Annotated in this window: 21 protein-coding genes, 1 tRNA gene and 1 pseudogene; 14 read left to right on the top strand and 9 right to left on the bottom strand. The window is 70.1% G+C overall.

Annotated elements, in window-relative coordinates; genetic code table 11:
- Positions 1-5: 5 nt before the first annotated feature.
- Positions 6-1,589 carry an ice-binding family protein gene (locus tag ACZ4M3_RS09535; RefSeq protein ID WP_467731040.1) on the bottom strand — a complete coding sequence of 528 codons (1,584 nt, stop codon included), beginning with the start codon at positions 1,587-1,589 and terminating at the stop codon, positions 6-8.
- Positions 1,590-2,330: 741 nt separating this feature from the next.
- Between ACZ4M3_RS09535 and ACZ4M3_RS09530 the strand changes: the two genes are divergently transcribed.
- The 4 genes from ACZ4M3_RS09530 to ACZ4M3_RS09515 all read left to right on the top strand — a co-directional run bounded on the left by ACZ4M3_RS09530 (position 2,331) and on the right by ACZ4M3_RS09515 (position 5,036).
- The gene (locus ACZ4M3_RS09530) at positions 2,331-2,969 is read left to right on the top strand and encodes a restriction endonuclease fold toxin-2 domain-containing protein (protein ID WP_467731039.1); all 639 of its coding nucleotides are present in this window, start codon (positions 2,331-2,333) and stop codon (positions 2,967-2,969) included.
- Positions 2,970-4,220: 1,251 nt separating this feature from the next.
- Positions 4,221-4,397, top strand: coding sequence for a hypothetical protein (locus tag ACZ4M3_RS09525; protein WP_467731038.1), 177 nt, complete (start codon positions 4,221-4,223; stop codon positions 4,395-4,397).
- Positions 4,394-4,762 (top strand): hypothetical protein, encoded by a 369-nt coding sequence (locus ACZ4M3_RS09520; protein ID WP_467731037.1) that lies wholly within the window; start codon positions 4,394-4,396, stop codon positions 4,760-4,762. The genes ACZ4M3_RS09525 and ACZ4M3_RS09520 overlap by 4 nt, the downstream gene beginning before the upstream one ends.
- Before the next feature lie 13 nt (positions 4,763-4,775).
- Positions 4,776-5,036 carry a hypothetical protein gene (locus ACZ4M3_RS09515; RefSeq protein WP_467731036.1) on the top strand — a complete coding sequence of 87 codons (261 nt, stop codon included), beginning with the start codon at positions 4,776-4,778 and terminating at the stop codon, positions 5,034-5,036.
- A 183-nt stretch (positions 5,037-5,219) separates the two neighbouring features.
- Here ACZ4M3_RS09515 and ACZ4M3_RS09510 read toward each other — a convergent pair whose 3' ends face one another.
- Both ACZ4M3_RS09510 and ACZ4M3_RS09505 read right to left on the bottom strand, forming a co-directional pair.
- A complete protein-coding gene (locus tag ACZ4M3_RS09510) occupies positions 5,220-6,317 on the bottom strand; it encodes a MerR family transcriptional regulator (RefSeq protein ID WP_467731336.1) in 1,098 nt (365 codons plus the stop codon).
- Between the two features lie 440 nt (positions 6,318-6,757).
- A tRNA-Gly gene (locus ACZ4M3_RS09505) sits at positions 6,758-6,828 on the bottom strand.
- Positions 6,829-7,296: 468 nt separating this feature from the next.
- Between ACZ4M3_RS09505 and dcd the strand changes: the two genes are divergently transcribed.
- Positions 7,297-7,884 (top strand): dCTP deaminase, encoded by a 588-nt coding sequence (dcd, locus tag ACZ4M3_RS09500; protein ID WP_136210083.1) that lies wholly within the window; start codon positions 7,297-7,299, stop codon positions 7,882-7,884.
- Entirely contained in the window at positions 7,881-8,378 is a 498-nt protein-coding gene (locus ACZ4M3_RS09495; protein ID WP_190186079.1) for a phosphoribosyltransferase, read from the top strand. The genes dcd and ACZ4M3_RS09495 overlap by 4 nt, the downstream gene beginning before the upstream one ends.
- Positions 8,379-8,465: 87 nt before the next feature.
- Here the strand turns inward: ACZ4M3_RS09495 and ACZ4M3_RS09490 are convergent, their stop codons facing one another.
- The 3 genes and pseudogenes from ACZ4M3_RS09490 to ACZ4M3_RS09480 all read right to left on the bottom strand — a co-directional run bounded on the left by ACZ4M3_RS09490 (position 8,466) and on the right by ACZ4M3_RS09480 (position 12,974).
- Positions 8,466-9,404 carry a Yip1 family protein gene (locus tag ACZ4M3_RS09490; protein WP_467731035.1) on the bottom strand — a complete coding sequence of 313 codons (939 nt, stop codon included), beginning with the start codon at positions 9,402-9,404 and terminating at the stop codon, positions 8,466-8,468.
- Between the two features lie 616 nt (positions 9,405-10,020).
- Positions 10,021-12,291: pseudogene (locus tag ACZ4M3_RS09485) on the bottom strand ((Fe-S)-binding protein); the annotation flags it as partial.
- 110 nt (positions 12,292-12,401) lie between these two features.
- On the bottom strand, positions 12,402-12,974 hold the full coding sequence (locus ACZ4M3_RS09480; protein WP_467731034.1) for a sugar transferase: 573 nt from the start codon (positions 12,972-12,974) through the stop codon (positions 12,402-12,404).
- Between the two features lie 207 nt (positions 12,975-13,181).
- Here ACZ4M3_RS09480 and dnaK point away from each other — a divergent pair, with 207 nt between their 5' ends.
- From dnaK to ACZ4M3_RS09460, 4 genes are read left to right on the top strand one after another with little or no spacing between them, the layout of a single operon-like run.
- Positions 13,182-15,026, top strand: coding sequence for a molecular chaperone DnaK (dnaK, locus tag ACZ4M3_RS09475; protein ID WP_467731033.1), 1,845 nt, complete (start codon positions 13,182-13,184; stop codon positions 15,024-15,026).
- Positions 15,026-15,709, top strand: a complete 684-nt coding sequence (gene grpE, locus ACZ4M3_RS09470; RefSeq protein ID WP_467731032.1) for a nucleotide exchange factor GrpE — start codon at positions 15,026-15,028, stop codon at positions 15,707-15,709. Before dnaK ends, grpE begins: the two co-directional genes overlap by 1 nt.
- Before the next feature lie 39 nt (positions 15,710-15,748).
- Positions 15,749-16,933 carry a molecular chaperone DnaJ gene (gene dnaJ, locus ACZ4M3_RS09465; RefSeq protein WP_467731031.1) on the top strand — a complete coding sequence of 395 codons (1,185 nt, stop codon included), beginning with the start codon at positions 15,749-15,751 and terminating at the stop codon, positions 16,931-16,933.
- A gap of 1 nt (position 16,934) precedes the next feature.
- Entirely contained in the window at positions 16,935-17,381 is a 447-nt protein-coding gene (locus ACZ4M3_RS09460; RefSeq protein WP_453354748.1) for a heat shock protein transcriptional repressor HspR, read from the top strand.
- A 139-nt stretch (positions 17,382-17,520) separates the two neighbouring features.
- Here ACZ4M3_RS09460 and ACZ4M3_RS09455 read toward each other — a convergent pair whose 3' ends face one another.
- Entirely contained in the window at positions 17,521-18,555 is a 1,035-nt protein-coding gene (locus ACZ4M3_RS09455; protein WP_467731030.1) for a helix-turn-helix transcriptional regulator, read from the bottom strand.
- Positions 18,556-18,640: 85 nt separating this feature from the next.
- On the opposite strand from ACZ4M3_RS09455, the gene ACZ4M3_RS09450 reads away from it, so the two are divergent.
- Together ACZ4M3_RS09450 and ACZ4M3_RS09445 are read left to right on the top strand one after the other, a co-directional pair.
- Positions 18,641-18,871 carry a hypothetical protein gene (locus tag ACZ4M3_RS09450; protein ID WP_467731029.1) on the top strand — a complete coding sequence of 77 codons (231 nt, stop codon included), beginning with the start codon at positions 18,641-18,643 and terminating at the stop codon, positions 18,869-18,871.
- A 29-nt stretch (positions 18,872-18,900) separates the two neighbouring features.
- The gene (locus ACZ4M3_RS09445; protein ID WP_136210630.1) at positions 18,901-19,182 is read left to right on the top strand and encodes a Rieske (2Fe-2S) protein; all 282 of its coding nucleotides are present in this window, start codon (positions 18,901-18,903) and stop codon (positions 19,180-19,182) included.
- A gap of 129 nt (positions 19,183-19,311) precedes the next feature.
- Here ACZ4M3_RS09445 and ACZ4M3_RS09440 read toward each other — a convergent pair whose 3' ends face one another.
- Positions 19,312-19,716, bottom strand: coding sequence for a pyridoxamine 5'-phosphate oxidase family protein (locus ACZ4M3_RS09440; protein ID WP_467731028.1), 405 nt, complete (start codon positions 19,714-19,716; stop codon positions 19,312-19,314).
- A gap of 152 nt (positions 19,717-19,868) precedes the next feature.
- On the opposite strand from ACZ4M3_RS09440, the gene clpB reads away from it, so the two are divergent.
- Positions 19,869-22,469, top strand: coding sequence for an ATP-dependent chaperone ClpB (clpB, locus tag ACZ4M3_RS09435; RefSeq protein ID WP_467731027.1), 2,601 nt, complete (start codon positions 19,869-19,871; stop codon positions 22,467-22,469).
- A 156-nt stretch (positions 22,470-22,625) separates the two neighbouring features.
- Positions 22,626-23,168: a type III secretion system chaperone family protein gene (locus ACZ4M3_RS09430; protein WP_453353953.1), complete on the top strand. Its 543-nt coding sequence runs from the start codon at positions 22,626-22,628 to the stop codon at positions 23,166-23,168.
- Positions 23,169-23,172: 4 nt separating this feature from the next.
- Here the strand turns inward: ACZ4M3_RS09430 and ACZ4M3_RS09425 are convergent, their stop codons facing one another.
- Entirely contained in the window at positions 23,173-24,324 is a 1,152-nt protein-coding gene (locus ACZ4M3_RS09425) for a hypothetical protein (RefSeq protein ID WP_467731026.1), read from the bottom strand.
- Positions 24,325-24,437: the final 113 nt, after the last annotated feature.

The raw sequence follows: 24,437 nt of genomic DNA, 5'->3' as shown, positions 1-24,437 counted from the left end.
GTCGGCTAGTCCTGTCGAGTCGCCGTACCTCGCCGGTTCTTCTTCCGGGCGAAGAGGACGGAGCCTCCGACGAATGCCAGCACTGCCGCAGAGGCTGCCATGATGCCGGTCCCGCCGCTTGAGCCGGTCCCCTCAGGCTGCTGACCGGTAGCGGCGCTCACGTGCGCGAAGTTGACGCTCCTGGCCGCGTGGCCGGGACCCGGTTGGCCGAGGGCATTGCCTTGGCCGTTCGGCAGGAAATCGGCCCACGGCGGCTTGCCGAAGTCGTGGTCGTCCTGACCGTTCTCGTCCTTGCCGTGGTCGTGGTCGCCGTGCTCGCCGTCGCCCTCGTCCTTGCCGTGGTCGTGGTCGCCGTGGTCGCCGTGCTCGCCGTCGCCCTCGTCCTTGCCGTGGTCGTGGTCGTGGCGACCGTGCTCGCCCTTGTCGTGGTCGTGGTCGTGGTCGTGGCCGTGATCGTGGCCGTGGCCATGGCCGTGGTGATCCTTCCCGCCCTTGTCACCTCGAGGCCCCTTGGGTCCAGCGGGTCCGGTGGGTCCAGCCGGTCCGGTGGGCCCGACAGGTCCGGTGGGCCCGACAGGTCCGGCAGGTCCGGCGGGTCCGGTCGGGCCAGGGCTGCCGGTCGGGCCAGGGCTGCCGGTCGGGCCAGGGCTGCCGGTCGGGCCAGGGCTGCCAGGTGCGCCGGGTGCGCCGGGTGCGCCTGCGGGGCCGGTCGGACCGGGGCTGCCGGTCGGTCCGGGTGCACCGGGTGCGCCTGCGGGGCCGGTCGGGCCAGGGCTGCCGGGTGCGCCGGGGCTGCCGGTCGGGCCGGGTGCGCCGGGTGCGCCAGCGGGGCCGGTCGGGCCGGTCGGGCCGGGGCTGCCAGGTGCGCCGGGTGCGCCGGGGCTGCCGGTCGGTCCGGGGGAACCAGTCGGTCCGGGAGGACCACTCGGTCCGGGAGGTCCGCTCGGTCCGGGAGGTCCGGGCGGTCCGGCGGCGCAGGCCGGCCTCGTAATGGTGTTGTTGTCCATCGTGACCGCGGCCACACGCGCCAGGGCGCGGCCTTCGATCACGGCGCTGTTGTTCAGCGTGATCGACTGCATGGCCAGGATGGTGCCCTTGAACTGGGTGGTCGTGCCGAGAGTGGCGGAGCTGCCCACCTGCCAGAACACGTTGCAGGCATTTGCTCCGTTGATGAAGGCCACGGAACTCGACGAAGCCGTGGTCAGGGTCGTGGGGATCCGGAAGATGAAGACGGCGTTGGGGTCGTTCTGGCCGTCGAGGGTGACCGTCCCGGTGAGTTGCAGGGACGGCGGGGACGCCGGGGCCGTATAGACGCCGGGTGTCAGCGTCAGTCCGCCGATCTCGTCCGAAGCGAGAATGGTCCCGGGCCCCCGGCCTGCCGCGTCGTCGTAGGCGACGACGAGGTCGGACTTCGCCTGAGCGGCGGCGGCGTTGGGGGCTACGCGCGTCACTCCGTTGACGATTCCGGGGGGGAAGCCGGTCACGGACGTGCCCGGATAGAGGCCCAGGTCGCCGTTGATGACGGTGGGGTTCGTGTTGGTGACCGTCGAACCGGCCAGGACCCCGTAACTGGCGGTGGTCCCCAGCAAAACGGGGGCTTCTGCGGCGTGGGCGAGAGTCGGGAACAGGGCGGCCGACGCCAGGAGCGTCGCGGGGAGCAGGGTGAAGGCTCCCCGTTTGAGCAGACTGCGTTGAAGGCTTGTGTGAGGTGGAGCCGACCGGATGACATCCGATGCCATGGCAGGACCTTTCTTGTTACTTCGATCCGTCGTCCTCCCGAAGGGAGGATTCCGAGCGCCCGCGACAGTGACTGCTCAGGGCCGCAAGCTCCCTACCTGCGCCGACGCACAGGCTCACCCTGAGCGGGGGACCGCAGGGCAACTCCCCGCCAGTGGTGGTGATGCGACGTCACCCGGCAGTATTGACGCATATTTCAGGGCGATAGACCACAAATAGGAAAAGAGGGGCTACACGAGTGACGAGGTGTCAGTGCGGCAGATGAGTCGCACGTTCGTGCTAAACGGTTGTGTGGTCGCAGTGGGGCGCGCGCGGACGGGCTGGAGCCGATCCGATCCGTTTGGCGTGCGGGATCAGCGGCGCGGGTCACGAAGCCGTCGACGCGGGCGGACGTGGCGCGGTGGTCGCGCCGCGCCCCGAAGTCCCGTGCGAGCACCGTGCATTGGCGTCTGCATCGTGGACTTCGACGGCTTCAGGACCGACCTGTTTGCACCGGGCCCGGACGCCTTCCTGTAGGTCGGCGAAGGCCGCACAAGCCAGTCCGCAACGCCAGCCTGCAGTTCGGGGTCACTGGCGGCTCCGGGACCAGGCTGATGGCGAACCTCCCCACCGCCCGCCACATGATCGCCAACGCCTGCGAGGCGTACGCGGACCACGTCGAAACCGCCTCGAAGCGCATCCCCGAAGAGTCGAACCCCATCACAGCTGACACCCTGCTCGCGTGGGACCGTCCGCGCTTCGGCGGTGACGGTCACGATGGCGGCTGCACCGCGCCGCAGCAGAAGAACTTCCAGACCTGGCTGAGCTCGCTCCGGCAGGGAGACGTCTCGGGTGGCACAGGGGGGCCTGTGGCCTATCAGCTACGGGTGTCCGGGTACCCCGAGTACGAAGTTCCCATCCCGACAGGGCTCAGTGCCAATAGCACGCTGATGGTCGACGGCTTCCGCGACAACGACGGCATGGCAGTCGAGGCGAAGTACGTCAACAAGCCGAACAAGCCGTGCTATCGGTCGTTGGATGAGCTCCGTGAAAACCACCAGACAGGCAAGAAGGACTTTCTCTACATCGGGGACCGCGAGGAGCTGACCAAGTACGCGGCGGCCCTGAGCGACCCCCGCAACACGGAGATGCGTGGAGTCGAAGTTGCCACGAACAACGGCGACTCCGTCTCCTACTGGCGCGTGCTGGTGGCCGCCTACGGGGTCAAAGGCTATGCCCGCCACGTTCTCTGATCCACATCCGCACGTCACAGGAGAAGTAATTGGACCCGTCCGACCTGGCCGAGCTCCGGACTATGTACCTCTTCAGTCCCGTCGACGGGGAGACCTGGGGGCTCACGTTCGAGGGGTTCCGGTCGCACCTGCTCGTACGAAACCCCGACGAGATTCTTCGCCCCGATGAAGGCCGCACGGGTCCGGTCCGCAGAGCCTCCCTGCACTTCGGGTTCACGTTTGATGACGAGGTGCTGGAGGGCTTTGCAGCCCTGACGCCCGAGGGGGTGGCGATCAGGGACTGCACCGCTCTTGACGCCGCGAACTTCGTCGTCTGGCTCCGGGACGAGGTGGTGCCACACGACAAGGCCATCACCTTCAACACCGAGTGGGGTATCGAAGGGCAGGTCCCGGACGCTCCGGTCCTGAGGTCACGCGTCCCCGGCTTGTCGCGGCCTTCATCGCTCACCTCGAAGCCATCGGCCTCGACTGACCAGACCAATGCGCCTCGGCCATCGCCGCTGTGCGCGAGAAGGCGACGGTGCTGCCGGAGCTCGTGGGGAAGCTTGCTGCCCCGGCGGGGCCGGGTGCAGCGGCATGCTGCGCCTGGCCCCATCTGAGTGTCCGCGCGCAAATGCCGGAAGTGGGACCGTCCGTGCCCCAGGTCACATGAAATGCGTCTCGCGATACGAGACGCTCACATTCCCAGGCGGGGCGAGCGGTGCCCGCAAGGCCCTCTGGGCAGGGCATTCCTGAGAGTTGGGGCAGGCGGAGGGCACGGCGAGGTGCAAGAGGTCTAGACAATGAAGAAGGCCCAGGTCGCTGACCTGGGCCTTCTTTCAAGAGCGGATGACGGGATTCGAACCCGCGCTATAAGCCTGGGAATCACTCGGCGCTTGGGTCTTCGTATGGCAACTGACCTGTGGAAATGGGCGTCGGCGGCCCCGTCTGGGTGGGGCTGACGAGCCCTTGCTGACCGCTGGTTACCGCCCCTACTGGCACGTTGTGGCACGGCCTCCCGTAGGGCTGCGTCGCGCTCGGGCCGTCCTGGTGGCCGCGGTACTGGAGGACTGCGGCCCGGCGGCCCTTGTCTTTCGGTGTCGGCGGTACCTCTTCTTGCCGCGATCGCTCTTCCGAGCGGCGGCATAGCGTCAAATGCGGGCGACGGTTTATGTTCGAGCTGTGCGAGCTACAAGCGACCCCCTGACCGACGCCGAGAATACCGACCTGGACGAGGCTCTCCAGGCTGTCCGCCGAGCCGAGCAGGCCCTCGTGCGGGCGCAGGCACACCTCAACCGCACGGCGGGCCGCATCGGCTCCGCCGACCGCTACGGCCAGAAGGCCGCGGTGGGCCGCCGCGTCGGCTGGTCCCGCCAGCACGTCACCACCCTCGCCAACGCCTATCGGGCGGGCGAACTGGACCAGGAGGAGAGGACCGAAGCCGCATGAGCACCGCTCCCGAGCAGTCCGCCGTCCCGCAGCCCCCCGTCCAGCCCGAGGCCATCCGCGCCGCTCTCGCCCAGGTAGCCCCGCAGTTGCTCGCCGACTTCGACCGCGACCGCGCGGCCAGCACCGCCCGGGCGCGCGCCGAGGTTTCCGCCATTCCCCTCCGCACCTTCACGGAGGCGTGGGCCGTTGAGGTGGCCATTGCCCGACACCCGGAGACCGCCGCCCGGCTCCACGCGCTTGAGGCCCGTGCCGGAGAGGTCACCGATCTTGGCGAGGCCCGAGATATCGTCGGCGAGATCGGCCGCATTCGCAGCGCCGCCGCCTCCGAGGCCGGCCTCCGAACCGCCGGCGAGGCCGCCCGGTGACCGAGACCGTTGGGTGTGGGAGTACGCCTTCCACGCCGAGGACGAGGCCGGCTACCCGAAAGTCGTGCGTGACGAGGTGAAGGCCGTCGCCGACCAGATCGTCGAACTGGCCAACCTCGGCATCGACCCGTCCGGACTCGGCGACCCCACCCCCGGTACGGCTCGCCGTCACGTGCTCCCCTCCGGTGGATGGTTCGAGACCCAGGCGCTCCCCCGGATGAGGCCACGCCTTCTCGCAGTGGTCCTGGTCGTGCCGCCACCGCACCTGCTGTGACATTCGTTCGTTGGCGGTGGGCGAGCTAGCGCGGATCGACCGGCGGAGCTCGCGGGCGATCGACCTGGGCATGCCGGGTCGCGCCGCCGGTCCTGGCCTGTCCACAGCGCCATGCCGGGTCAGCGCCGCACATGACCGGCGGGCCGTCCAGGAGCCGCCATGACACTGACGCTGTGACGCGGTTCAAGCCATGAGCAGGCGGAGGCCGAGATCTGCCGCGTCAAGGTCGGCGAGGTGGCTGTTGCGCTCGGCCCAACGGCCGGAGGCGAGGTCGTCGCTGAGGCTTCGTACCGCCCGTTGCTCGGCCTCCGGTCCGACCCTCGTCCATACCGACACCGCACGGCGCACGTGATCCTCCAGATACGCGTCCGGTCGGCGCCAGTACGCCTCGAACAGGCCGTCAGCGCAGTCCCACGGGATGGGCACCGGCTCGGCGCGGGCGCCGATCGCGTCAGCCATCCCGGCAAGCGAGGGAAATTCTGCGAGGACGGTGGCGAACTCGGGCAGATAGTCGCGGGTAAGCCAGAACCGGTCCTGCCATCCGGGCTCGTCGGTGTCGAACGTGAGCACCACCACGCGCCGGGCCACGCGCCGCATCTCGCGCAACCCCGCTATCGGGTCCCCCCAGTGGTGAACGGTGGAGACGGCCATCGCCACGTCGAAGGAGTGGTCCTCGAACGGCAGGCTCTCCGCGGCGGCGGCCACGCACGGCGCCGAGCCGGCAGGCCGCTGACGCCGCATGACCTCCGACGGCTCCACCGCGGTCACCTCGCGATCGGCAGGTTCATAGGAGCCGGTGCCGGCCCCGACGTTCAGCACCGTCCGCGCGTCCCCGAGCGCGTCCAAGATCTGCGCGGCAATACGCGGCTCGGTACGCCGCGTCGCCGTGTAAGCGCCGCCGATCGCGTCGTACAGCCGTGCACCGAGCATTCCCAGTTGCTCCTCCGGTGTCACCTTCAGCCCCTTCGCCCGTGCCTCAAGTTCCCTGTCGATGGCCGCCACCATGCCGTCAGTACGTTCACGCCGCTCCAGCAGCAGGCCGCGCAGTCGGCGCAGGTGCGCGACCGCGTCGGTGGACGAGTCGCCCACCAACTCCGCGACCTCCCGCAGACCGAAGCCCAGCCGCCGGTAGGCAAGCACCTCCCGCAGCCGCTCCACGTCGCCCGCCGAATAGGCCCGGTACCCGGCCGCGGTCCGCGCCGACGGACGCACGAGCCCGATCTCGTCATAGTGATGCAGCGTGCGGACGCTCACGCCGGCCAGCTCGGCCACGCGTCCCACGGTCCAGTGATCCTTCACGGCACCGACTATGCGGCCTGACGTCACGTGAGGGTCAAGAGCCCGACACATGGCAGCAAGAGCCGAACGCAAAGCAGCGGTCCGAGCCGACTCCTGCAAGCCAGAGCGATGGCCCGGTTCAGAGAACCAGGCGTGCTCGTGCTGGCAGGGGTGCCGTAGGAATGAGCCCAGTTGCCCGTGGGTGGTTGCGGTCTCCGCTTTGCGGAGCCGAATTCGCGCAGGATCGGCAGCTTGTGGTGCAGGTCGCGTGAAAAATGCATCTCGCGATCCGGGACGCCTCTGTGTTCATGTGGTGCAAGTGGTGCGCGGAGGGCCCGCTGGCCGCGGCTTCCGCGCTTTGGGGTATGCGGAGGGCACGGCGAGGTGCGAGAGGTCTAGACAACGACGAAGGCCCAGGTCGCTGACCTGGGCCTTCGTATCTGAGCGGATGACGGGAATCGAACCCGCGCTATAAGCTTGGGAAGCTCATGTTCTACCATTAAACTACATCCGCATAGGTTTCCAGTTGCCTGGATCCTCAGCTTCGCCCACTCTACCTCATGATCGACCCCCGGTGAATCCGCCGCGGGGTCGTTGTCGTTTCGGCGGTACAGGAGGGGGCGTGGGGGCGGGAGTTGGGGCGTAGCTTAAGGTTCGGAGCGGCGGCTGGAGTGGGTCTGAGTCATCCCCTAATGTGGCGATTCGTCGCAGTACGGCTCGTTGGGGAAAGGGACTCGATGGAGCACACCGTCGTCCGTTGTGCCGAAGGGCACGTTTTCAGCACCGCTTCGTTCCCGTTGCGGCAGCTCGGTGCCGCCCGGATCGGGCCGGGGCGGCTGCTGCGGTGTCCGCGGTGCGCGCGGCTGAGGCACGCCGTGCCCGTGGGCGGCGCGAAGCGGTAGCCGTCGGGGCGTAGTGATCAGGGCGCGCGGGCGCTGCTCTCGATTGGGGGTGGCCCGCGCGCTCTGCGTATCCTCGGGACGTGCTTCTCTCTGACAAAGACATCCGGGCCGAGATCGACAGCGGACGGGTTCGCATCGACCCGTTCGACGAGTCGATGGTGCAGCCCTCCAGCATCGATGTGCGTCTCGACCGGTTCTTCCGGGTCTTCGAGAACCACCGCTACGCCCACATCGACCCCGCCACCGAGCAGCCGGACCTGACCCGGATGGTCGAGCCGGAGGGGGACGAGGCGTTCATCCTGCACCCGGGCGAGTTCGTCCTCGCCTCGACCTACGAGGTCATCTCGCTGCCCGAGGACATCGCCTCCCGGCTGGAGGGGAAGTCCAGCCTGGGCCGCCTGGGGCTGGTCACGCATTCGACCGCCGGCTTCATCGACCCGGGTTTCTCGGGCCACGTGACCTTGGAGCTGTCGAACCTCGCCACGCTGCCGATCAAGCTGTGGCCGGGTATGAAGATCGGCCAGCTGTGCCTGTTCCGGCTCAGCTCGCCCGCGGAGTTCCCGTACGGCAGCGAGCGGTACGGGTCGCGCTACCAGGGCCAGCGCGGCCCGACGGCGTCGCGCTCCTTCCAGAACTTCCACCGCACCCAGGTGAGGCACGAGGCATGAGCGAAGTACGCGAGAACCTGACGTACGACGGGTTCGGGCGCGCCGTGCGCGAGCTGGCGCAGACCATCGCCGACGACGGCTACGAGCCCGACATCATCCTGAGCATCGCCCGCGGCGGCGTGTTCGTGGCGGGCGGTCTGGCGTACGCGCTCGACTGCAAGAACATCCACCTCGTGAACGTCGAGTTCTACACCGGAGTGGGCACCACCCTGGAGATGCCGGTCATGCTGGCGCCGGTGCCCGAGGCGATCGACTTCACCGACAAGAAGGTGCTGATCGCCGACGACGTCGCCGACACCGGCAAGACGCTGAAGCTGGTGCACGACTTCTGCCTGGGCACGGTGGCGGAGGTCCGGTCGGCCGTCATCTACGAGAAGTCGCACTCGCTCGTGAAGTGCGAGTACGTGTGGAAGAAGACCGACGAGTGGATCAACTTCCCGTGGTCGGTCGAGCCGCCCGTCGTCAAGCGCGAGGGCCAGGTCCTCGACGCCTGACGGCGAGGGACGTACGAGGGGTACAGCGAAGGGGACCGGCGCCGCATCCGTGCGCCGGTCCCCTTCGTGCGTGTTCGGCGTGAGCGCTCAGATCGTGCCGAGCTTGATGATCGACAGCAGCGCGATCAGCTGGATCGCGGACGCGCCCAGCGCCTTCGGCCAGGGCAGGTCGTGCGACTTGCTCACCAGCGACGTGAACAGCGCGCCGGCCGCCAGCCAGGTGGCCCAGCCCAGGACCTGCACGACCATGTTGTCGCCGCCGAGGAAGACCGCGAACAGCAGGCGCGGCGCGTCGGTGATCGACATGACCAGCATCGACAGGCCGACGGTCGGCTGCCACGCGCCGTCGCCGCCCAGCTGGCGGGCCAGGGTGTGGGTGACGCCGCCCAGGATGAGGCCGCAGATGACGAAGGCGACGCCGGTGCTGAGGACGATGGGGACGGCCTGGGCGAGGGTGGCCTTGATGGCGTCCTCGCGGGCCTTGTCGAAGCCGAAGACCGCGAGCATGCCGTAGAGGAAGGTCACGATCAGCGCCGGGCCCCAGACGGGGTAGTCGCGCATCCGGAAGAACGTCGGGCCCGGCCGCATCACGATGCCGCGCAGGAGTTCCTTCCAGGGCAGCCGCGGACCCGCCGGGGCGGCCGGGGCCGAGCCGGCCTGGTACGTCGCCCCCTGGTAGGGCGCGGCCTGGCCGTACGGGTCCTCGCCGATGGAGAAGGCCTGGGTGTAGCCGGGATTGTCGGCGTACGAGGCCTCGTGCGCGGGCTGCTGGTACGCCTGGGGGTGCGGTTGACCGTAGGGGTCGAAGTACTCGGGCTCGCCGTGGTCCCGGGCGCCGCCGGTGGCCTGCTGGGGCCACTGCTGCTGCGGAGGGGGGCCGGCGGGCGGGTAGGGCTGACGGCCGTACGGCGCCTGCGGCGCGCCTGGCGCCTGCTGCTGACCGTACGGCTGCTGCCGCGGGGGTTGCGGGGGTTGTTGCGGGGTGCGGTTGTTGTCCCGGCCGCGTCCGATCCTGAATCCAGCCACGTGATCGAAAGTACCTGGTCCGGCGGCCGGGGGTGGACGGGCGGCCGGAACCGGTGTCCTTTGCGGCTGACCTGTGACATCCCCTAGGGGAACTCCCGGGGGGTGTGTTCGGTACGGGCCGGGGGGGTGGGCGGGAAGCCGGAACGGCCGGCCCCCTGGTCGGGGACCGGCCGTTCCGATGCCGATGTCCGTGCGGAGCTGCGCGGGCCTACTTGGCGCCCTCGGGCGCGTCAGCCTTCGCGTCGGCCTCGGGGGCCTGGGATTCCGGCTCCGCGTCGGCCGCGGGGGCCTCCGCGCCGGCGTCGGCCTTCGGCGCGGGCGCCTCTGCCTCGGGCTCGGTGTCCGCCTTCGGCGCGGGCACCTCCGCCACGGGCTGGGCGTCGGTCTTCGGCGCCTCCGCCTCCGCCTTGGCGTCGGCCTCGACGGCCTCGGCCGGTGCAGCTGCGTCCGCTTCCGCCTCGGCCTTCGGCTGGGCAGCTGCGTCCGCTTCGGCCTCCGCCTTGGCGTCCGCTTCGGCCTTCGCCGCCGCCGCCGTAGCAGCCGCAGCTTCCGCCTCCGCCTTCGCCTTGGCGTCGGCCTCTGCCTTCGCCTTGGCCTCCGCAGCGGCAGCCGCAGCTTCCGCCTCGGCAGCAGCCGCAGCTTCCGCCTCGGCCAGCGCCAGCGCCTCCGCGTCCGGGCCCGGGGTCTTCACCGACTCCAGCAGCAGCTGCGCCACGTCCACCACCTGGACGGACTCCTTGGCCTGGCCGTCGTTCTTCTTGCCGTTCACCGAGTCGGTCAGCATCACCAGGCAGAACGGGCACGCCGTCGACACGATGTCCGGGTTCAGGGACAGGGCCTCGTCGACGCGCTCGTTGTTGATGCGCTTGCCGATCCGCTCCTCCATCCACATCCGCGCGCCGCCCGCGCCACAGCAGAAGCCCCGCTCCTTGTGGCGGTGCATCTCCTGCTGCCGCAGCCCCGGCACGGCCGACATGATCTCGCGCGGCGGCGTGTAGACCTTGTTGTGCCGGCCCAGGTAGCACGGGTCGTGGTACGTGATCAGCCCGTCGACCGGCGTCACCGGCGTCAGCCGGCCCTCGTCGATCAGGTGCTGGAGCAGCTGCGTGTGGTGGATGACCTCGTACTCGCCGCCCAGCTGCGGGTACTCGTTCGCGATGGTGTTGAAGCAGTGCGGGCAGGTCGAGACGATCCGCTTCGCCGACTTCGGCTTGCGCGTCTCGGGGTCCTCGTCGTCCTCGCCGAAGGCCATGTTCAGCATGGCCACGTTCTCCTGCGCCAGCTGCTGGAACAGCGGCTCGTTGCCCAGGCGGCGCGGCGAGTCACCGGTGCACTTCTCGTCCCCGCCCATGATCGCGAACTTGACGCCCGCGATGTTCAGCAGCTCCGCGAAGGCCTTCGTGGTCTTCTTCGCCCGGTCCTCCAACGCGCCGGCGCAGCCGACCCAGTAGAGGTAGTCGAACTCGGAGAGGTCCTCCGCGTCCTTGCCGACGATCGGGACCTCGAAGTCGACCTCCTTGGTCCACTCCACCCGCTGCTTCTTGGCCAGGCCCCAGGGGTTGCCCTTCTTCTCCAGGTTCTTGAGCATCGTGCCCGCCTCCGACGGGAACGCGCTCTCGATCATCACCTGGTAGCGCCGCATGTCGACGATGTGGTCGATGTGCTCGATGTCGACCGGGCACTGCTCGACGCACGCGCCGCAGGTGGTGCAGGACCACAGCACGTCGGGGTCGATGACGCCGTTCTCCTCGACCGTGCCGATCAGCGGACGCTCCGCCTCGGCCAGGGCGGAGGCGGGAACGTCCTTCAACTGCTCGGCGGTCGCCTTCTCGTTGCCCTCCATGTCCTTGCCGCCGCCCGCGAGCAGGTACGGCGCCTTGGCGTGCGCGTGGTCGCGCAGCGACATGATCAGGAGCTTCGGGGACAGCGGCTTGCCGGTGTTCCAGGCGGGGCACTGCGACTGGCAGCGGCCGCACTCGGTGCAGGTGGAGAAGTCGAGGATGCCCTTCCAGGAGAACTGCTCGACCTGGGAGACGCCGAAGACGTCGTCCTCGCCCGGCTCCTCGAAGTCGATCTCCTTGCCGCCGCTGGTCATCGGCTGGAGCGCGCCCAGCGCGGTCGCGCCGTCCGCGTTCCGCTTGAACCAGATGTTCGGGAAGGCGAGGAAGCGGTGCCAGGCGACACCCATGTTGGTGTTGAGGCCGACCGTGATGGCCCAGGTCATGGTGACGCCGAGCTTGATCATGGCGGTCAGGTAGACCAGGTTCTGCAGGGTGCCGTAGGAGAGGCCCTTGAACGCGAGCACAAGCGGGTACGAGGCCCAGTACGAGGCCTCGTAGTGCCCGACGCCGTGGATCGCGCCCTCAAGCCCGCGAAGGGTCATGATCGCGAGGCCGATGGTGAGGATGACGTACTCGACGAAGTACGCCTGGCCCGCCTTGGAGCCCGCGAAGCGGGACTTGCGGCCCGCCCGCGAGGGCAGGCTCGCCAGGCGGACGCCGATCAGGGTCAGGATGCCGAGGGTCGTGAACAGCGCGATGAACTCGGTGTAGAGCTCGTAGGGCAGCCAACCGCCGATGATCGGCAGCACCCAGTCGGCCTTGAAGAGCTGGCCGTAGGCCGTGACGATCGTCAGGCCGAGCGTCAGGAAGCCCACGGCGACGAACCAGTGGGCGACGCCGATGACGCCCCACCGGTTCATCCGGGTGTGGCCGACGAACTCCTTGGCCAGCGTGAGGCTGCGGGCCGTCGGCTCGTCCGTGCGGCTGCCCGCCGGCACCGGCTGGCCCAGCTTCACGAAGCGGTAGATCTGCGCCACGGCTCGGGCGATGAGCGCGACGCCGATCACGGTCAGGACCAGCGACACGATGATCGCGGCGAGTTGCATGGGACGGCTCCTCGGGCGGGACTTACTAAGCGGTAACTTATTGAGTCAAGGCTTGAGGTTACCCAGTTCCCGCGCCGCAATGTAGGTGGGCGTGCGGTGATCTGTGTCGCTCAGGCATGCCTCTGTCGGTAGGCGGCCCGGGGGGTCTGCGCGAGGATCGCCAGATCCATCCCCAGCCAGTGACTCTCCACATAGTGCCGGTCCAGCAGGGCCATCTCTTCCCAGGGCAGGTCGGAGCGGGCGCTCACTTGCCACAATCCGGTCATACCGGGCCGTACGAGCAGCCTATCGGCCCTGTCCACGCACGCTTCGGGGCGCGGGCCGACCAGTGACATCTCGCCCCGTAGCACATTGAGCAGCTGCGGCAGCGCGTCCAGGGCGCACCGCTCGACGAGCGCGCCCGCCCGGCCCGCGCCCTCCGTGCGCAGCCGCCAGGTCCGGAACGTCCGTCCGCCCGCCCCGGCCGCCGGCTGTCGTACGAGGACACGCGCGCCCGGCGTCCCGCGCCGCCCGGCCCCGGCCACGTACAGCAGTGCGGCCGCCGCGAGCAGCGGGACGGCGAACGCGACGGCCAGGAGCAGCGCTCCGAGGAGGTCGAGCACCCGCTTCGCCGAAAGGTCCGGCCGCGGGGGCGTCCAGGCGGGGCGCCGGATCGCGGTGAGCGTGAGGGGCGGCAGCGGCATGCAGGCACCGTGCCGCAAGGCCGCCCCGGGTCCGGGTCGGCGCGCGGCGGGCGTCGCCCGCTCGGCCCCGCCGAGCAGGGGCGCAGGTGCTGGTTGAGCGTAAGGCTGGCGTAAGAGTTGAGTCGACTCGGCTCACCTCTGTTGACGAAGGCGGAGGGTTCCTGCATCCTTGAGTCTGTTCCACTCAAGTCAGCTGGAGGAATCAAAATGGCACGTGCGGTCGGCATCGACCTGGGCACCACTAACTCCGTCGTCAGCGTTCTGGAAGGCGGCGAGCCCACCGTCATCACCAACGCCGAGGGCGCCAGGACCACGCCGTCCGTCGTCGCCTTCGCCAAGAACGGCGAGGTCCTCGTCGGCGAGGTCGCCAAGCGCCAGGCGGTCACGAACGTGGACCGTACGATCCGCTCGGTCAAGCGCCACATGGGCACTGACTGGAAGATCAACCTGGACGGCAAGGACTTCAACCCGCAGCAGATGAGCGCCTTCATCCTGCAGAAGCTGAAGCGCGACGCCGAGGCGTACCTGGGGGAGAAGGTCACGGACGCGGTCATCACCGTCCCGGCCTACTTCAACGACTCCGAGCGCCAGGCGACGAAGGAGGCCGGCGAGATCGCGGGCCTGAACGTCCTGCGCATCGTCAACGAGCCGACGGCCGCCGCCCTGGCCTACGGCCTCGACAAGGACGACCAGACGATCCTCGTCTTCGACCTCGGTGGCGGCACCTTCGACGTGTCCCTCCTGGAGATCGGCGACGGCGTCGTCGAGGTGAAGGCCACCAACGGCGACAACCACCTCGGTGGCGACGACTGGGACCAGCGCGTCGTCGACTACCTCGTGAAGCAGTTCGCCAACGGCCACGGCGTCGACCTGTCCAAGGACAAGATGGCGCTCCAGCGGCTGCGCGAGGCCGCCGAGAAGGCGAAGATCGAGCTGTCCTCCTCCACGGAGACCTCGATCAACCTGCCCTACATCACGGCTTCCGCCGAGGGCCCGCTGCACCTGGACGAGAAGCTCACCCGCGCCCAGTTCCAGCAGCTGACCGCGGACCTGCTCGACCGCTGCAAGACCCCGTTCCACAACGTCATCAAGGACGCCGGCATCCAGCTGTCCGAGATCGACCACGTGGTCCTGGTCGGCGGCTCCACCCGCATGCCGGCCGTCGCCGAGCTCGTCAAGGAGCTCACCGGCGGTCAGGACGCCAACAAGGGCGTCAACCCGGACGAGGTCGTCGCCATCGGCGCCACCCTCCAGGCCGGTGTGCTCAAGGGTGAGGTCAAGGACGTCCTGCTGCTCGACGTGACCCCGCTGTCCCTCGGTATCGAGACCAAGGGCGGCATCATGACCAAGCTCATCGAGCGCAACACGACCATCCCGACCAAGCGGTCGGAGATCTTCACGACGGCCGAGGACAACCAGCCGTCGGTGCAGATCCAGGTCTACCAGGGCGAGCGCGAGATCGCGGCGTACAACAAGAAGCTCGGCATGTTCGAGCTGACCGGTCTGCCGCCGGCCCCGCGCGGCGTCCCGCAGATCGAGGTCTCCTTCGACATCGACGCCAACGGCATCATGCACGTCACGGCCAAGGACCTCGGCACGGGCAAGGAGCAGAAGATGACCGTCACCGGCGGCTCTTCGCTCGGCAAGGACGAGGTCGACCGCATGCGCCAGGAGGCGGAGCAGTACGCGGACGAGGACCTGCGCCGCAAGGAGGCCGCGGAGACCCGCAACCAGGCCGAGCAGCTCGTGTACCAGACGGAGAAGTTCGTCAAGGACAACGAGGACAAGGTCCCGGCCGACGTCAAGTCCGAGGTCGAGGCGGCCGTCGCCGAGCTGAAGGAGAAGCTCAAGGGCGAGGACACCACCGAGATCCGTACCGCGACGGAGAAGGTCGCGGCGGTCAGCCAGAAGCTCGGCCAGGCGATCTACGCCGACGCCCAGGCGGCCCAGGCCGCCGGTGGCGCGGGCGACGCCGGCCAGGCCAAGGCCGACGACGACGTGGTCGACGCCGAGATCGTGGACGACGAGAAGCCGAAGGGTGGCGCTGCCTGATGTCGGAGGAGACCCCGGGTTTCGACGAGAAGCCTGATGTCCCCACCGGCGCCGGCGCGGACGACGCGGCAGCCGAGCCGAAGGCCGCCGACTCCTCCAAGGAGGACGAGGCGGCCCCGGCCGGGGACGCAGCAGCCGAGACCCTCGGCAAGGAGACGGCCCTCGTGGCGCAGCTGGACCAGGCCCGCACCGCGCTCGGCGAGCGCACCGCGGACCTCCAGCGGCTCCAGGCGGAGTACCAGAACTACCGCCGTCGGGTGGAGCGGGACCGGATCGCCGTCAAGGAGATCGCGGTCGCGTCCCTCCTGACGGAACTGCTCCCGACCCTGGACGACATCGGCCGGGCGCGGGAGCACGGCGAACTGGTCGGCGGCTTCAAGTCGGTGGCCGAATCGCTGGAGACCGCCGCCGCCAAGATGGGGCTGCAGCAGTTCGGCAAGGAGGGCGAGCCCTTCGACCCGACGGTCCACGAGGCCCTGATGCACTCGTACGCGCCGGACGTCACCGAGACGACCTGCGTGGCGATCCTGCAGCCGGGCTACCGGATCGGCGAGCGCACCATCCGTCCCGCCCGGGTCGCGGTGGCCGAGCCCCAGCCGGGCGCGGCTCCCGCCGCGAAGTCCGAGTCCGCGGACGGCGACAAGCCGTCTGACAAGGACACGGATGCCCCGGACAAGGGCTGACGTCGAACATGTAGGTGTACGAGAGGAGGGCCACCGGGGATGAGCACGAAGGACTTCGTCGAGAAGGACTACTACAAGGTCCTCGGTGTCCCCAAGGACGCCACCGAGGCCGAGATCAAGAAGGCGTACCGGAAGCTCGCCCGCGAGTTCCACCCGGACGCCAACAAGGGTGACGCCTCGGCCGAGGAGCGCTTCAAGGAGATCTCCGAGGCGAACGACATCCTCGGGGACGCCAAGAAGCGCAAGGAGTACGACGAGGCCCGCGCGCTGTTCGGGAACGGTGGCTTCCGCCCCGGCCCGGGCGGCGCCGGCGGCTCGTTCAACTTCGACCTCGGCGACCTCTTCGGCGGTACCCAGCCGGGCGGCGCGGGCGGCGGCTTCGGCGGCGGCCTCGGGGACGTCTTCGGCGGCCTGTTCAACCGCGGCGGCGCGGGCCCCGGTGCGGGCACCCGCACCCAGCCCCGCCGCGGCCAGGACATCGAGTCGGAGGTCACCCTCTCCTTCACGGAGGCGGTGGACGGGGCCACGGTCCCGCTCCGGATGTCCTCGCAGGCGCCCTGCAAGGCCTGTTCGGGCACCGGCGACAAGAACGGCACCCCCAGGGTGTGCCCGACCTGCGTCGGTACCGGCCAGGTGTCGCGGGGCAGCGGCGGCGGCTTCTCGCTGACGGACCCCTGCGCGGACTGCAAGGGCCGCGGCCTGATCGCCGAGACCCCCTGTGACGTCTGCAAGGGCAGCGGCCGGGCCCGCAGTTCCCGCACCATGCAGGTCCGGATCCCGGCGGGCGTCTCCGACGGCCAGCGGATCCGGCTGCGCGGCAAGGGCGCTCCGGGCGAGCGCGGCGGTCCCGCCGGCGACCTGTACGTGGTGGTCCACGTCGGCAGCCACCCCGTGTTCGGGCGCAAGGACGACAACCTGACGGTGACCGTCCCGGTGACGTTCGCGGAGGCGGCCCTCGGCGCCGAGATCAAGGTGCCGACGCTGAACGGTCCTTCGGTCACGCTGAAACTGCCCCCCGGCACGCCGGGCGGCCGTACGATGCGCGCCCGGGGCAAGGGCGCGGTCCGCAAGGACGGCACCCGCGGCGACCTGCTGGTGACGGTCGAGGTGGCCGTCCCGGCGGAGCTGTCGGACAAGGCCCGCGAGGCGCTGGAGATGTACCGCGACGCGACCGGGTCCGAGGACCCGCGTGCCGCGCTGTTCGAGTCCGCGAAGGGAGCATGAGATGGACGGCCGCCGCAAGAACCCGTACCAACTGACCGATGAGACACCGGTCTATGTGATCTCGGTGGCCGCCCAGCTCTCGGGCCTGCATCCGCAGACCCTGCGCCAGTACGACCGCCTCGGGCTGGTCTCACCGGGCCGGACGGCCGGGCGCGGACGGCGATATTCGGCCAGGGACATCGAGCTGCTCCGTACGGTGCAGGCGCTGTCCCAGGACGAGGGCATCAACCTCGCGGGGATCAAGCGGATCATCGAGCTGGAGAACCAGGTCGCGGCCCTGCAGCAGCGCGTGGCCGAACTGTCCACCGCTGTGGACGGCGCGGCCGCCGCCCTCCAGGCCAGGGAAGCGCAGGTGCACGCCTCGTACCGGCGCGACCTGGTCCCGTACCAGCCGCCGCAGGCAGGCAGTGCGCTGGTCGTGTGGCGCCCCAAGCGGCCGCAGGGCTGACCGGGGCGACGGAGGGCCTGTCGGCCCGCTTCGCAGGACATCTGGACCCCGCCCGGGGAAACCGGGCGGGGTCCTCTGCGTTCCGGCATCGGACGGCCTCGTGCGTCGGACGGCCTCGTGCGTCGGACGGCCTCGCGCGTCAGACGTGCCCCGGCGGCAGCGGCGGGGCCGCGCTGTGCAGGATCCCCGACTGCGCGATGAGGAAGCCGAGCTGGGCGCGGCTGCCGCTGCCCAGAGCGGTCGCCAGCTTCGCGATGTGCGCGCGGCAGGTGCGTACGTTCATCCCCAGCCGGCGCGCGATCGCCTCGTCCACGTGCCCCTCGATGAGGAGTTGGGCGATGGACCGCTGGACACCGGAGATACCATCCGGCGTGTGCGTGTACGTCACCTCGTCGCCCAACGGCACGGCCCGGCGCCAGAGTTGCTCGAAGACCTTGATGAGGTAGTCGACCAGTCCCGGGTGCCGCAGTTCCAGCGCCACCCGGCGGTCGTCGCTCGCGGGGATGAACGCCACCGTACGGTCGAAGATCATGAGGCGCTCGATGAGCTCCTCCAGCGTGCGGATCTCCACCTTTCCCGTGGAGATGCGGTCCACGTAGGCGAGCGTGCCCTGGCTGTGCCGCACGGTGTGCTGGTAGAGCGTACGGATGCTCACCCCGCGGTCGATCAGCGGCGCGGCGCGCTCCAGGGCCTCGCTGAGGATGAACGTGGGCCGGGCGCCGCCCGGCTGGACGGTCAGGGCCTCGGTGTGGCACTCGGCGGTGGCCAGGTCGAGCGCGGCGTTGATCTGGTCGATTCCCTCCAGCACCGTGATGGCGTGGGTGTTGGCGGGACTCTGGGCGCTGATGGTGAGGAACGGCTCGAATGCATCGGTGAGATCTACAGCGGTGCGTCTGCGGTCCTGGATCTCACGTTCGATGGGGTGGAGCCGTTGGGCGAGTGCGACCGACGGGGGAACCGCGCGGAGTTGGTTCGCGTCATCCGGGTCGGGTCGTAGCAGAGCGAATTCGAGCAGGCAGGGGGCGTTCCTGACCTCACCGCGGGCGACGCGGCCGCTGCTCAGCGCGGCCGCGTAAAGCCGTGCTCCCTCCGCGCACATCGCCGTGACGGGGTGGGGATGTGTCGGGTTTGTCTCGCTTCTTGTCAAATCTCCACCCCCCAGGGTCCTGAACATGTAAGAACATGATGCATCGTCCCTGTGGCACTGACGTGCCTGAATAAGCCATCGTCTGTCACTGCGGGGGAGAGGATTCCATCAAGTGAGGACGAAGCCGACCATGTATAAGAGAATGCTTCGCTCGGCGCTTGCCGTTGTTTTCTCCGCCGTTGCGGTCTTCGGGGCAGTCGTCGCCGTCAACGGGGACGCGGGAAGCGTTCAGGCCAGTGCTGCCGGTGCGCCCGTCGAGTCGGCAGGCAAGCACGATCTCGGCTGGAACGCGGCTCCCCTAGACCTCGGCTGGGACACTGCCCCTGCGCAGGTCTCCCAGTGACCCCCGACGACCGGGACTTCCGACGCGAGATGGCTTCGGCGTACCGGTCCGGATGGCAGTTCATCGACCTCGCCACGGCGATCCCCCACGCCGGCGATTCGTTGATGGTCACCTTGTTCGGCCAGCCGATCGTCGTAGTACGAGAAGAGGACGAAGACGTCCGCGCCTACCGCTGTCTGCGCCGCCCCCGGGGCGCACCGCAGCCCGTCCGCTGCGAGGTGCGGTACGGAATGGTCTTCGTCAACCTCGACCAGCGTGACCACCAGCTGTTCGAGCCCGATATCACCGCCGCCACCCCCCGAAGTGCCTGAAGCGATTCCCCCTCGTTGCACATCGCTCAGGCGCTACCCCCACACAACGGCGCCATCGTGGACCTGACCACGATGGCGCCGTTGTGATGTCTGCGGGCGGCAGCGGAGGCGCCTGACGCCCCGTGCGCCTCAGGCGCGGCCCATCGCCCGGTCCAGGGCGATCTCCAGGACGACCCGGTCCGGGTTCGGCGAGGGCGTGCGCCCGTACCGCCGCGCGTAGCGCTCCACCGCGTCGGCCACCGACGCCTCGTCCGTGCGGACCGTGGCGCGCCCCTCCAGGGTGGCCCAGCGCCGCCCCGCCATCTGGCACACCGCCACCCTCGCGACGCCGTCCGGCGCCGCCAGTACGTTGCGGACCTTCTTGCTGTGCTTGTTGCTGATCACCCGGGCCAGTCCGGCCGCGGGGTCGTACGTCACCCCCACCGGCACCACGTGCGGGCTGCCGTCCGGGCGGTGGGTGGTGAGGGTGCAGACGTGCCGTTCCTGCCAGAAGGCGAGGTATTCGGGCGTCGGGTGGAGTACGTCGTGGGCCATGGGGCGAAGCGTACGTCCGGGGCCCGCCGAGCCTTGAAAACGTCCTTGAGTGGAATAGACTCAACTTTGTGCACGCTGTATCTGTCACATCGGGTGCCATGCCGTACGTGACGGCGTGACGACCCCAACCTGCCACGGAGAGGAGAGCGGCGGTGGAAGCCGAGCTGACGAACAAGAGCCGCGACGCCCTGAACGCGGCCACCAGCAGGGCCGTGAAGGACGGCCACCCGGACCTGACCCCCGCGCACCTGCTGCTGGCCCTGCTCACCGGCGATGAGAACGAGAACCTCATCGACCTGCTCGCCGCGACCGAGGCCGACCAGGCCGCCGTACGCACGGGCGCCGAGCGGCTGCTGGCCGCCCTGCCCAGCGTCACCGGGTCCACGGTGGCGCCGCCGCAGCCCACGCGCGAGCTGCTCGCCGTGCTCGCCGAGGCCGACGAACGGGCGGGCGAGCTCGGCGACGAGTACCTCTCCACCGAACACCTCCTCATCGCCCTCGCCGCCAAGGGCGGCGCGGCCGGCGAGGTCCTGACCGCCCAGGGGGCGACGGCGCGCAAGCTGCTGGACGCCTTCGAGAACTCACGAGGAGGGCGGCGGGTGACCACTCCCGACCCCGAGGGCCAGTACAAGGCCCTGGAGAAGTTCGGCACCGACTTCACGGCGGCCGCCCGCGAGGGCAAGCTCGACCCCGTCATCGGCCGCGACCAGGAGATCCGGCGCGTCGTCCAGGTGCTCTCCCGCCGTACGAAGAACAACCCGGTCCTCATCGGCGAACCCGGCGTCGGCAAGACGGCCGTGGTCGAGGGCCTGGCGCAGCGGATCGTCAAGGGCGACGTCCCCGAGTCCCTGAAGAACAAGCGGCTCGTCGCCCTCGACCTCGGCGCCATGGTGGCCGGCGCGAAGTACCGCGGCGAGTTCGAGGAACGGCTCAAGACGGTCCTCGCCGAGATCAAGTCCAGTGACGGCCAGATCATCACCTTCATCGACGAGCTGCACACCGTCGTCGGCGCGGGCGCCGGCGGCGATTCGGCCATGGACGCGGGCAACATGCTCAAGCCCATGCTCGCCCGCGGCGAACTGCGCATGGTCGGCGCGACCACGCTCGACGAGTACCGCGAGCGGATCGAGAAGGACCCGGCGCTGGAGCGCCGCTTCCAGCAGGTGCTGGTGGCGGAGCCGACGGTCGAGGACACCATCGCCATCCTGCGCGGCCTCAAGGGCCGCTACGAGGCCCACCACAAGGTCGTCATCAACGACAGCGCGCTCGTCGCCGCGGCCACCCTCTCGGACCGCTACATCACCTCCCGGTTCCTCCCGGACAAGGCCATCGACCTGGTGGACGAGGCCGCGTCCCGGCTCCGGATGGAGATCGACTCCTCCCCCGTCGAGATCGACGAGCTCCAGCGCTCCGTCGACCGGCTGCGCATGGAGGAGCTGGCGCTGAAGAACGAGTCCGACCCGGCCTCCATCGAGCGCCTGGAGAAGATCCGCAAGGACCTGGCGGACAAGGAGGAGGAGCTGCGCGGCCTGACCGCGCGCTGGGAGAAGGAGAAGCAGTCCCTCAACCGGGTCGGCGAGCTCAAGGAGCGCCTGGACGACCTGCGCGGGCAGGCCGAGCGCGCCCAGCGCGACGGCGACTTCGACGCGGCGTCCAAGCTGCTCTACGGGGAGATCCCGGCCCTGGAGCGCGAGCTGGCCGAGGCCACCGAAGCCGAGGCCGAGGCCTCGCAGGCCGGCCCGGCCAAGGACGCCATGGTCAAGGACGAGGTCGGGCCGGACGACATCGCGGACGTGGTCGGCGCCTGGACGGGCATCCCCTCGGGCCGCCTCCTCGAAGGCGAGACGCAGAAGCTGCTGCGCATGGAGGCCGAGCTGGGCCGCCGGCTGATCGGCCAGGAGGAGGCCGTACGGGCCGTTTCCGACGCCGTGCGCCGCACCCGGGCGGGCATCGCGGACCCGGACCGGCCCACGGGCTCGTTCCTCTTCCTGGGCCCCACGGGCGTGGGCAAGACCGAGCTCGCCAAGGCCCTCGCGGACTTCCTCTTCGACGACGAGCGGGCCATGGTCCGCATCGACATGTCGGAGTACGGCGAGAAGCACTCGGTGGCCCGGCTGGTCGGCGCGCCGCCCGGCTACGTCGGCTACGAGGAGGGCGGCCAGCTCACCGAGGCCGTGCGCCGGCGCCCCTACTCGGTCGTCCTGCTGGACGAGGTGGAGAAGGCCCACCCCGAGGTCTTCGACATCCTGCTCCAGGTCCTGGACGACGGCCGCCTCACGGACGGCCAGGGCCGCACGGTGGACTTCCGCAACACCATCCTGATCCTGACCTCGAACCTGGGGTCCCAGTTCCTGATGGACCCCCTGGCCTCACCGGAGGACAAGAAGACCAAGGTCCTCGAGGTGGTGCGGGCCTCGTTCAAGCCGGAGTTCCTCAACCGCCTGGACGACCTGGTGGTCTTCTCCGCGCTGAGCCGCGACGAGCTGGCCCACATCGCAGAGCTCCAGATCGGCCGGCTCGCCAAGCGGCTGGCCGACCGCCGGCTGACCCTGGACGTGACGCCGGAGGCCCTGGCCTGGCTGGCGGACAAGGGCAACGACCCGGCGTACGGCGCCCGGCCCCTGCGCCGCCTGATCCAGACGGCCGTCGGGGACCGCCTGGCCAAGGAGATCCTGGCGGGCGAGGTCCGCGAGGGCGACACCGTACGCGTGGACGTGGCGGGGGAGGGCCTGCTGGTCGGCAAGGCGCTGTGAGGCCGGCCGGGGCCCCGGGAACCGGGCCCCGGCCCGCCGCCGGCCTTACCTGGGCCCTACTCGTGTCCGCCCGGAGCGGATCGGACGTGCGGGGCTGGACACGGGGTAGGACCGATGGGGGAGGATGACACCCATCCGCACGAAGGGAAGTACACGGTGAGCATCGACCCGGCCTCGATTCCGAACTTCGGAGGGCAGCAGCCCGATCCGCAGGCCACAGGACCGGCGGGCCCCGTCGTCCCCGACCAGGATCTGGTCAAGCAGCTGCTGGAGCAGATGGAGCTCAAGTACGTCGTCGACGACGAGGGTGACCTCGCGGCGCCGTGGGAGGAGTTCCGTACGTACTTCATGTTCCGCGGCGACGGCGAGCAGCAGGTCTTCTCGGTGCGGACCTTCTACGACCGTCCGCACGGCATCGAAGACAAGCCGCAGCTCCTGGAGACGATCGACGACTGGAACCGCCGCACCCTGTGGCCGAAGGTCTACAGCCACACGCACGACGACGGCTCCGTCCGCCTGATCGGCGAAGCGCAGATGCTGGTCGGCACCGGCGTCAGCCTGGAGCACTTCGTGTCCTCCACCGTCAGCTGGGTCCGGGCCTCGATCGAGTTCGACAAGTGGCTCATCGAGCAGCTCGGCCTGGAACAGGACGCCGACTCCGCCGACGGCGGGGACGACAAGGGCGACGAGGAGCAGTAACCCGTCACAGCGGTACCGGCGCCACCAGGAGCAGGTACACCCCGTAGCCGTACGAGAGCCCGGCCAGCACCGCGGTCACCGCGACCGCGGTGCGGGGCCGGGCTCTGGCCATGACCGCGGCGGGCGCGAGCAGCAGGGGGAACGCGGGCAGCAGGAAGCGCGGCTTCGACTCGAAGAAGCCGCCCCCGCCGTAGGTGATCAGCATCAGCACCCCGGTGTACGCGAGCAGCGCCAGCGGTGCCCGGTCCAGCACCAGCGGGACCGCCAGCAGCGCCGCCACGACGAGCACCGCCACGGTGACGGTCGTGGCGAACGGCACGGGGCCGCCGGTCAGCACCTTCTCGGCGTCGCGCAGCGTGCCCACGCCGAAGTCGAAGCGGGATCCCCAGCGCCGCTGGACGGTGAAGTACCCGCTGACCGGATGCCCCGTGCGCACCCCCACCGCCAGGACGTACGCGGCCCAGCCCGCCGGGGCCAGCAGCGCGGCCGCCCACACCTCGGGCGCGCGCCGGCCCCGTACCGCCAGCGCGTGCAGGGCCGTCAGCGACACGGCGGCGGCCACGGCGATCCCCGTGGGCCGGGTCAGCCCGGCGAGCACCGCCAGGGCGGTGGCCCACAGCCAGCGCTCCCGCAGCAGCGCGTACAGGGCCCAGGCGGCGAGCGCGGCCAGCAGTGCCTCGGTGTAGCCGGCGCTCAGCACCACGGCGTGCGGCAGCACGGCCCACAGGGCGACCAGCAACACCCCGCCCCGGGGCCCCAGCAGCCGTTCCCCGACCCGCAGGACCCCGACGGCGGCCCCGGCCGCGGCGGCCCACGCCACGCCCAGCGCGGCGAGCGCGCCGCCGCCCGCGAGGCGCACCAGTACCGGGTAGAGCGGGAAGAAGGCGTAGTCGCTCTGTACGGAGCCGTTCGCCCACATCTGGGTCCGCCCGTACCCGTGGGCGGCGATGCCGAGGTACCAGACGGAGTCCCAGGAGCCGCCGAGCACCCGGACCGGGTCCCGGCCCGCCCACCAGGCGCCGATCGCGATGACCAGCACCCCGGCCCCGCGGACGGCGGCGAACACGCCGAGCGCGAGGAGGGCCGGCGACGGGCCGTCCGTCTGTGCCCGCGGCGGCCGCAGCGAGACCGTCGGACCCGTCGAAACCGCAGCCATGTCTCCCGGTCCTCCCGCCGGCGCTCCCGGCGCGTTCGCGTTCGTCAGCCTCGCTCCGGCGCCGGTCGTTCCGGAGCCCGCGCTGGAAGGGGCCCCCGACCGGCTTCCCCACG

The organism is Streptomyces sp. NPDC026522 (assembly GCF_055567555.1).
Note: the sequence above shows the minus strand (reverse complement) of the source record. Positions and strands in the feature narration are given on the sequence as shown.

Excerpts from the sequence above, each read along its gene's own strand:
- ACZ4M3_RS09530 (WP_467731039.1), top strand. The coding sequence starts at position 2,331 with ATGGCGAACCTCCCCACCGCCCGCCACATGATCGCCAACGCCTGCGAG.
- ACZ4M3_RS09520 (WP_467731037.1), top strand. The coding sequence starts at position 4,394 with ATGAGCACCGCTCCCGAGCAGTCCGCCGTCCCGCAGCCCCCCGTCCAG.
- ACZ4M3_RS09495 (WP_190186079.1), top strand. The coding sequence starts at position 7,881 with ATGAGCGAAGTACGCGAGAACCTGACGTACGACGGGTTCGGGCGCGCC.
- ACZ4M3_RS09480 (WP_467731034.1), bottom strand. The coding sequence starts at position 12,974 with ATGCCGCTGCCGCCCCTCACGCTCACCGCGATCCGGCGCCCCGCCTGG.
- dnaK (WP_467731033.1), top strand. The coding sequence starts at position 13,182 with ATGGCACGTGCGGTCGGCATCGACCTGGGCACCACTAACTCCGTCGTC.
- grpE (WP_467731032.1), top strand. The coding sequence starts at position 15,026 with ATGTCGGAGGAGACCCCGGGTTTCGACGAGAAGCCTGATGTCCCCACC.
- dnaJ (WP_467731031.1), top strand. The coding sequence starts at position 15,749 with ATGAGCACGAAGGACTTCGTCGAGAAGGACTACTACAAGGTCCTCGGT.
- ACZ4M3_RS09460 (WP_453354748.1), top strand. The coding sequence starts at position 16,935 with ATGGACGGCCGCCGCAAGAACCCGTACCAACTGACCGATGAGACACCG.
- ACZ4M3_RS09455 (WP_467731030.1), bottom strand. The coding sequence starts at position 18,555 with ATGTTCAGGACCCTGGGGGGTGGAGATTTGACAAGAAGCGAGACAAAC.
- ACZ4M3_RS09445 (WP_136210630.1), top strand. The coding sequence starts at position 18,901 with ATGGCTTCGGCGTACCGGTCCGGATGGCAGTTCATCGACCTCGCCACG.
- ACZ4M3_RS09440 (WP_467731028.1), bottom strand. The coding sequence starts at position 19,716 with ATGGCCCACGACGTACTCCACCCGACGCCCGAATACCTCGCCTTCTGG.
- ACZ4M3_RS09425 (WP_467731026.1), bottom strand. The coding sequence starts at position 24,324 with ATGGCTGCGGTTTCGACGGGTCCGACGGTCTCGCTGCGGCCGCCGCGG.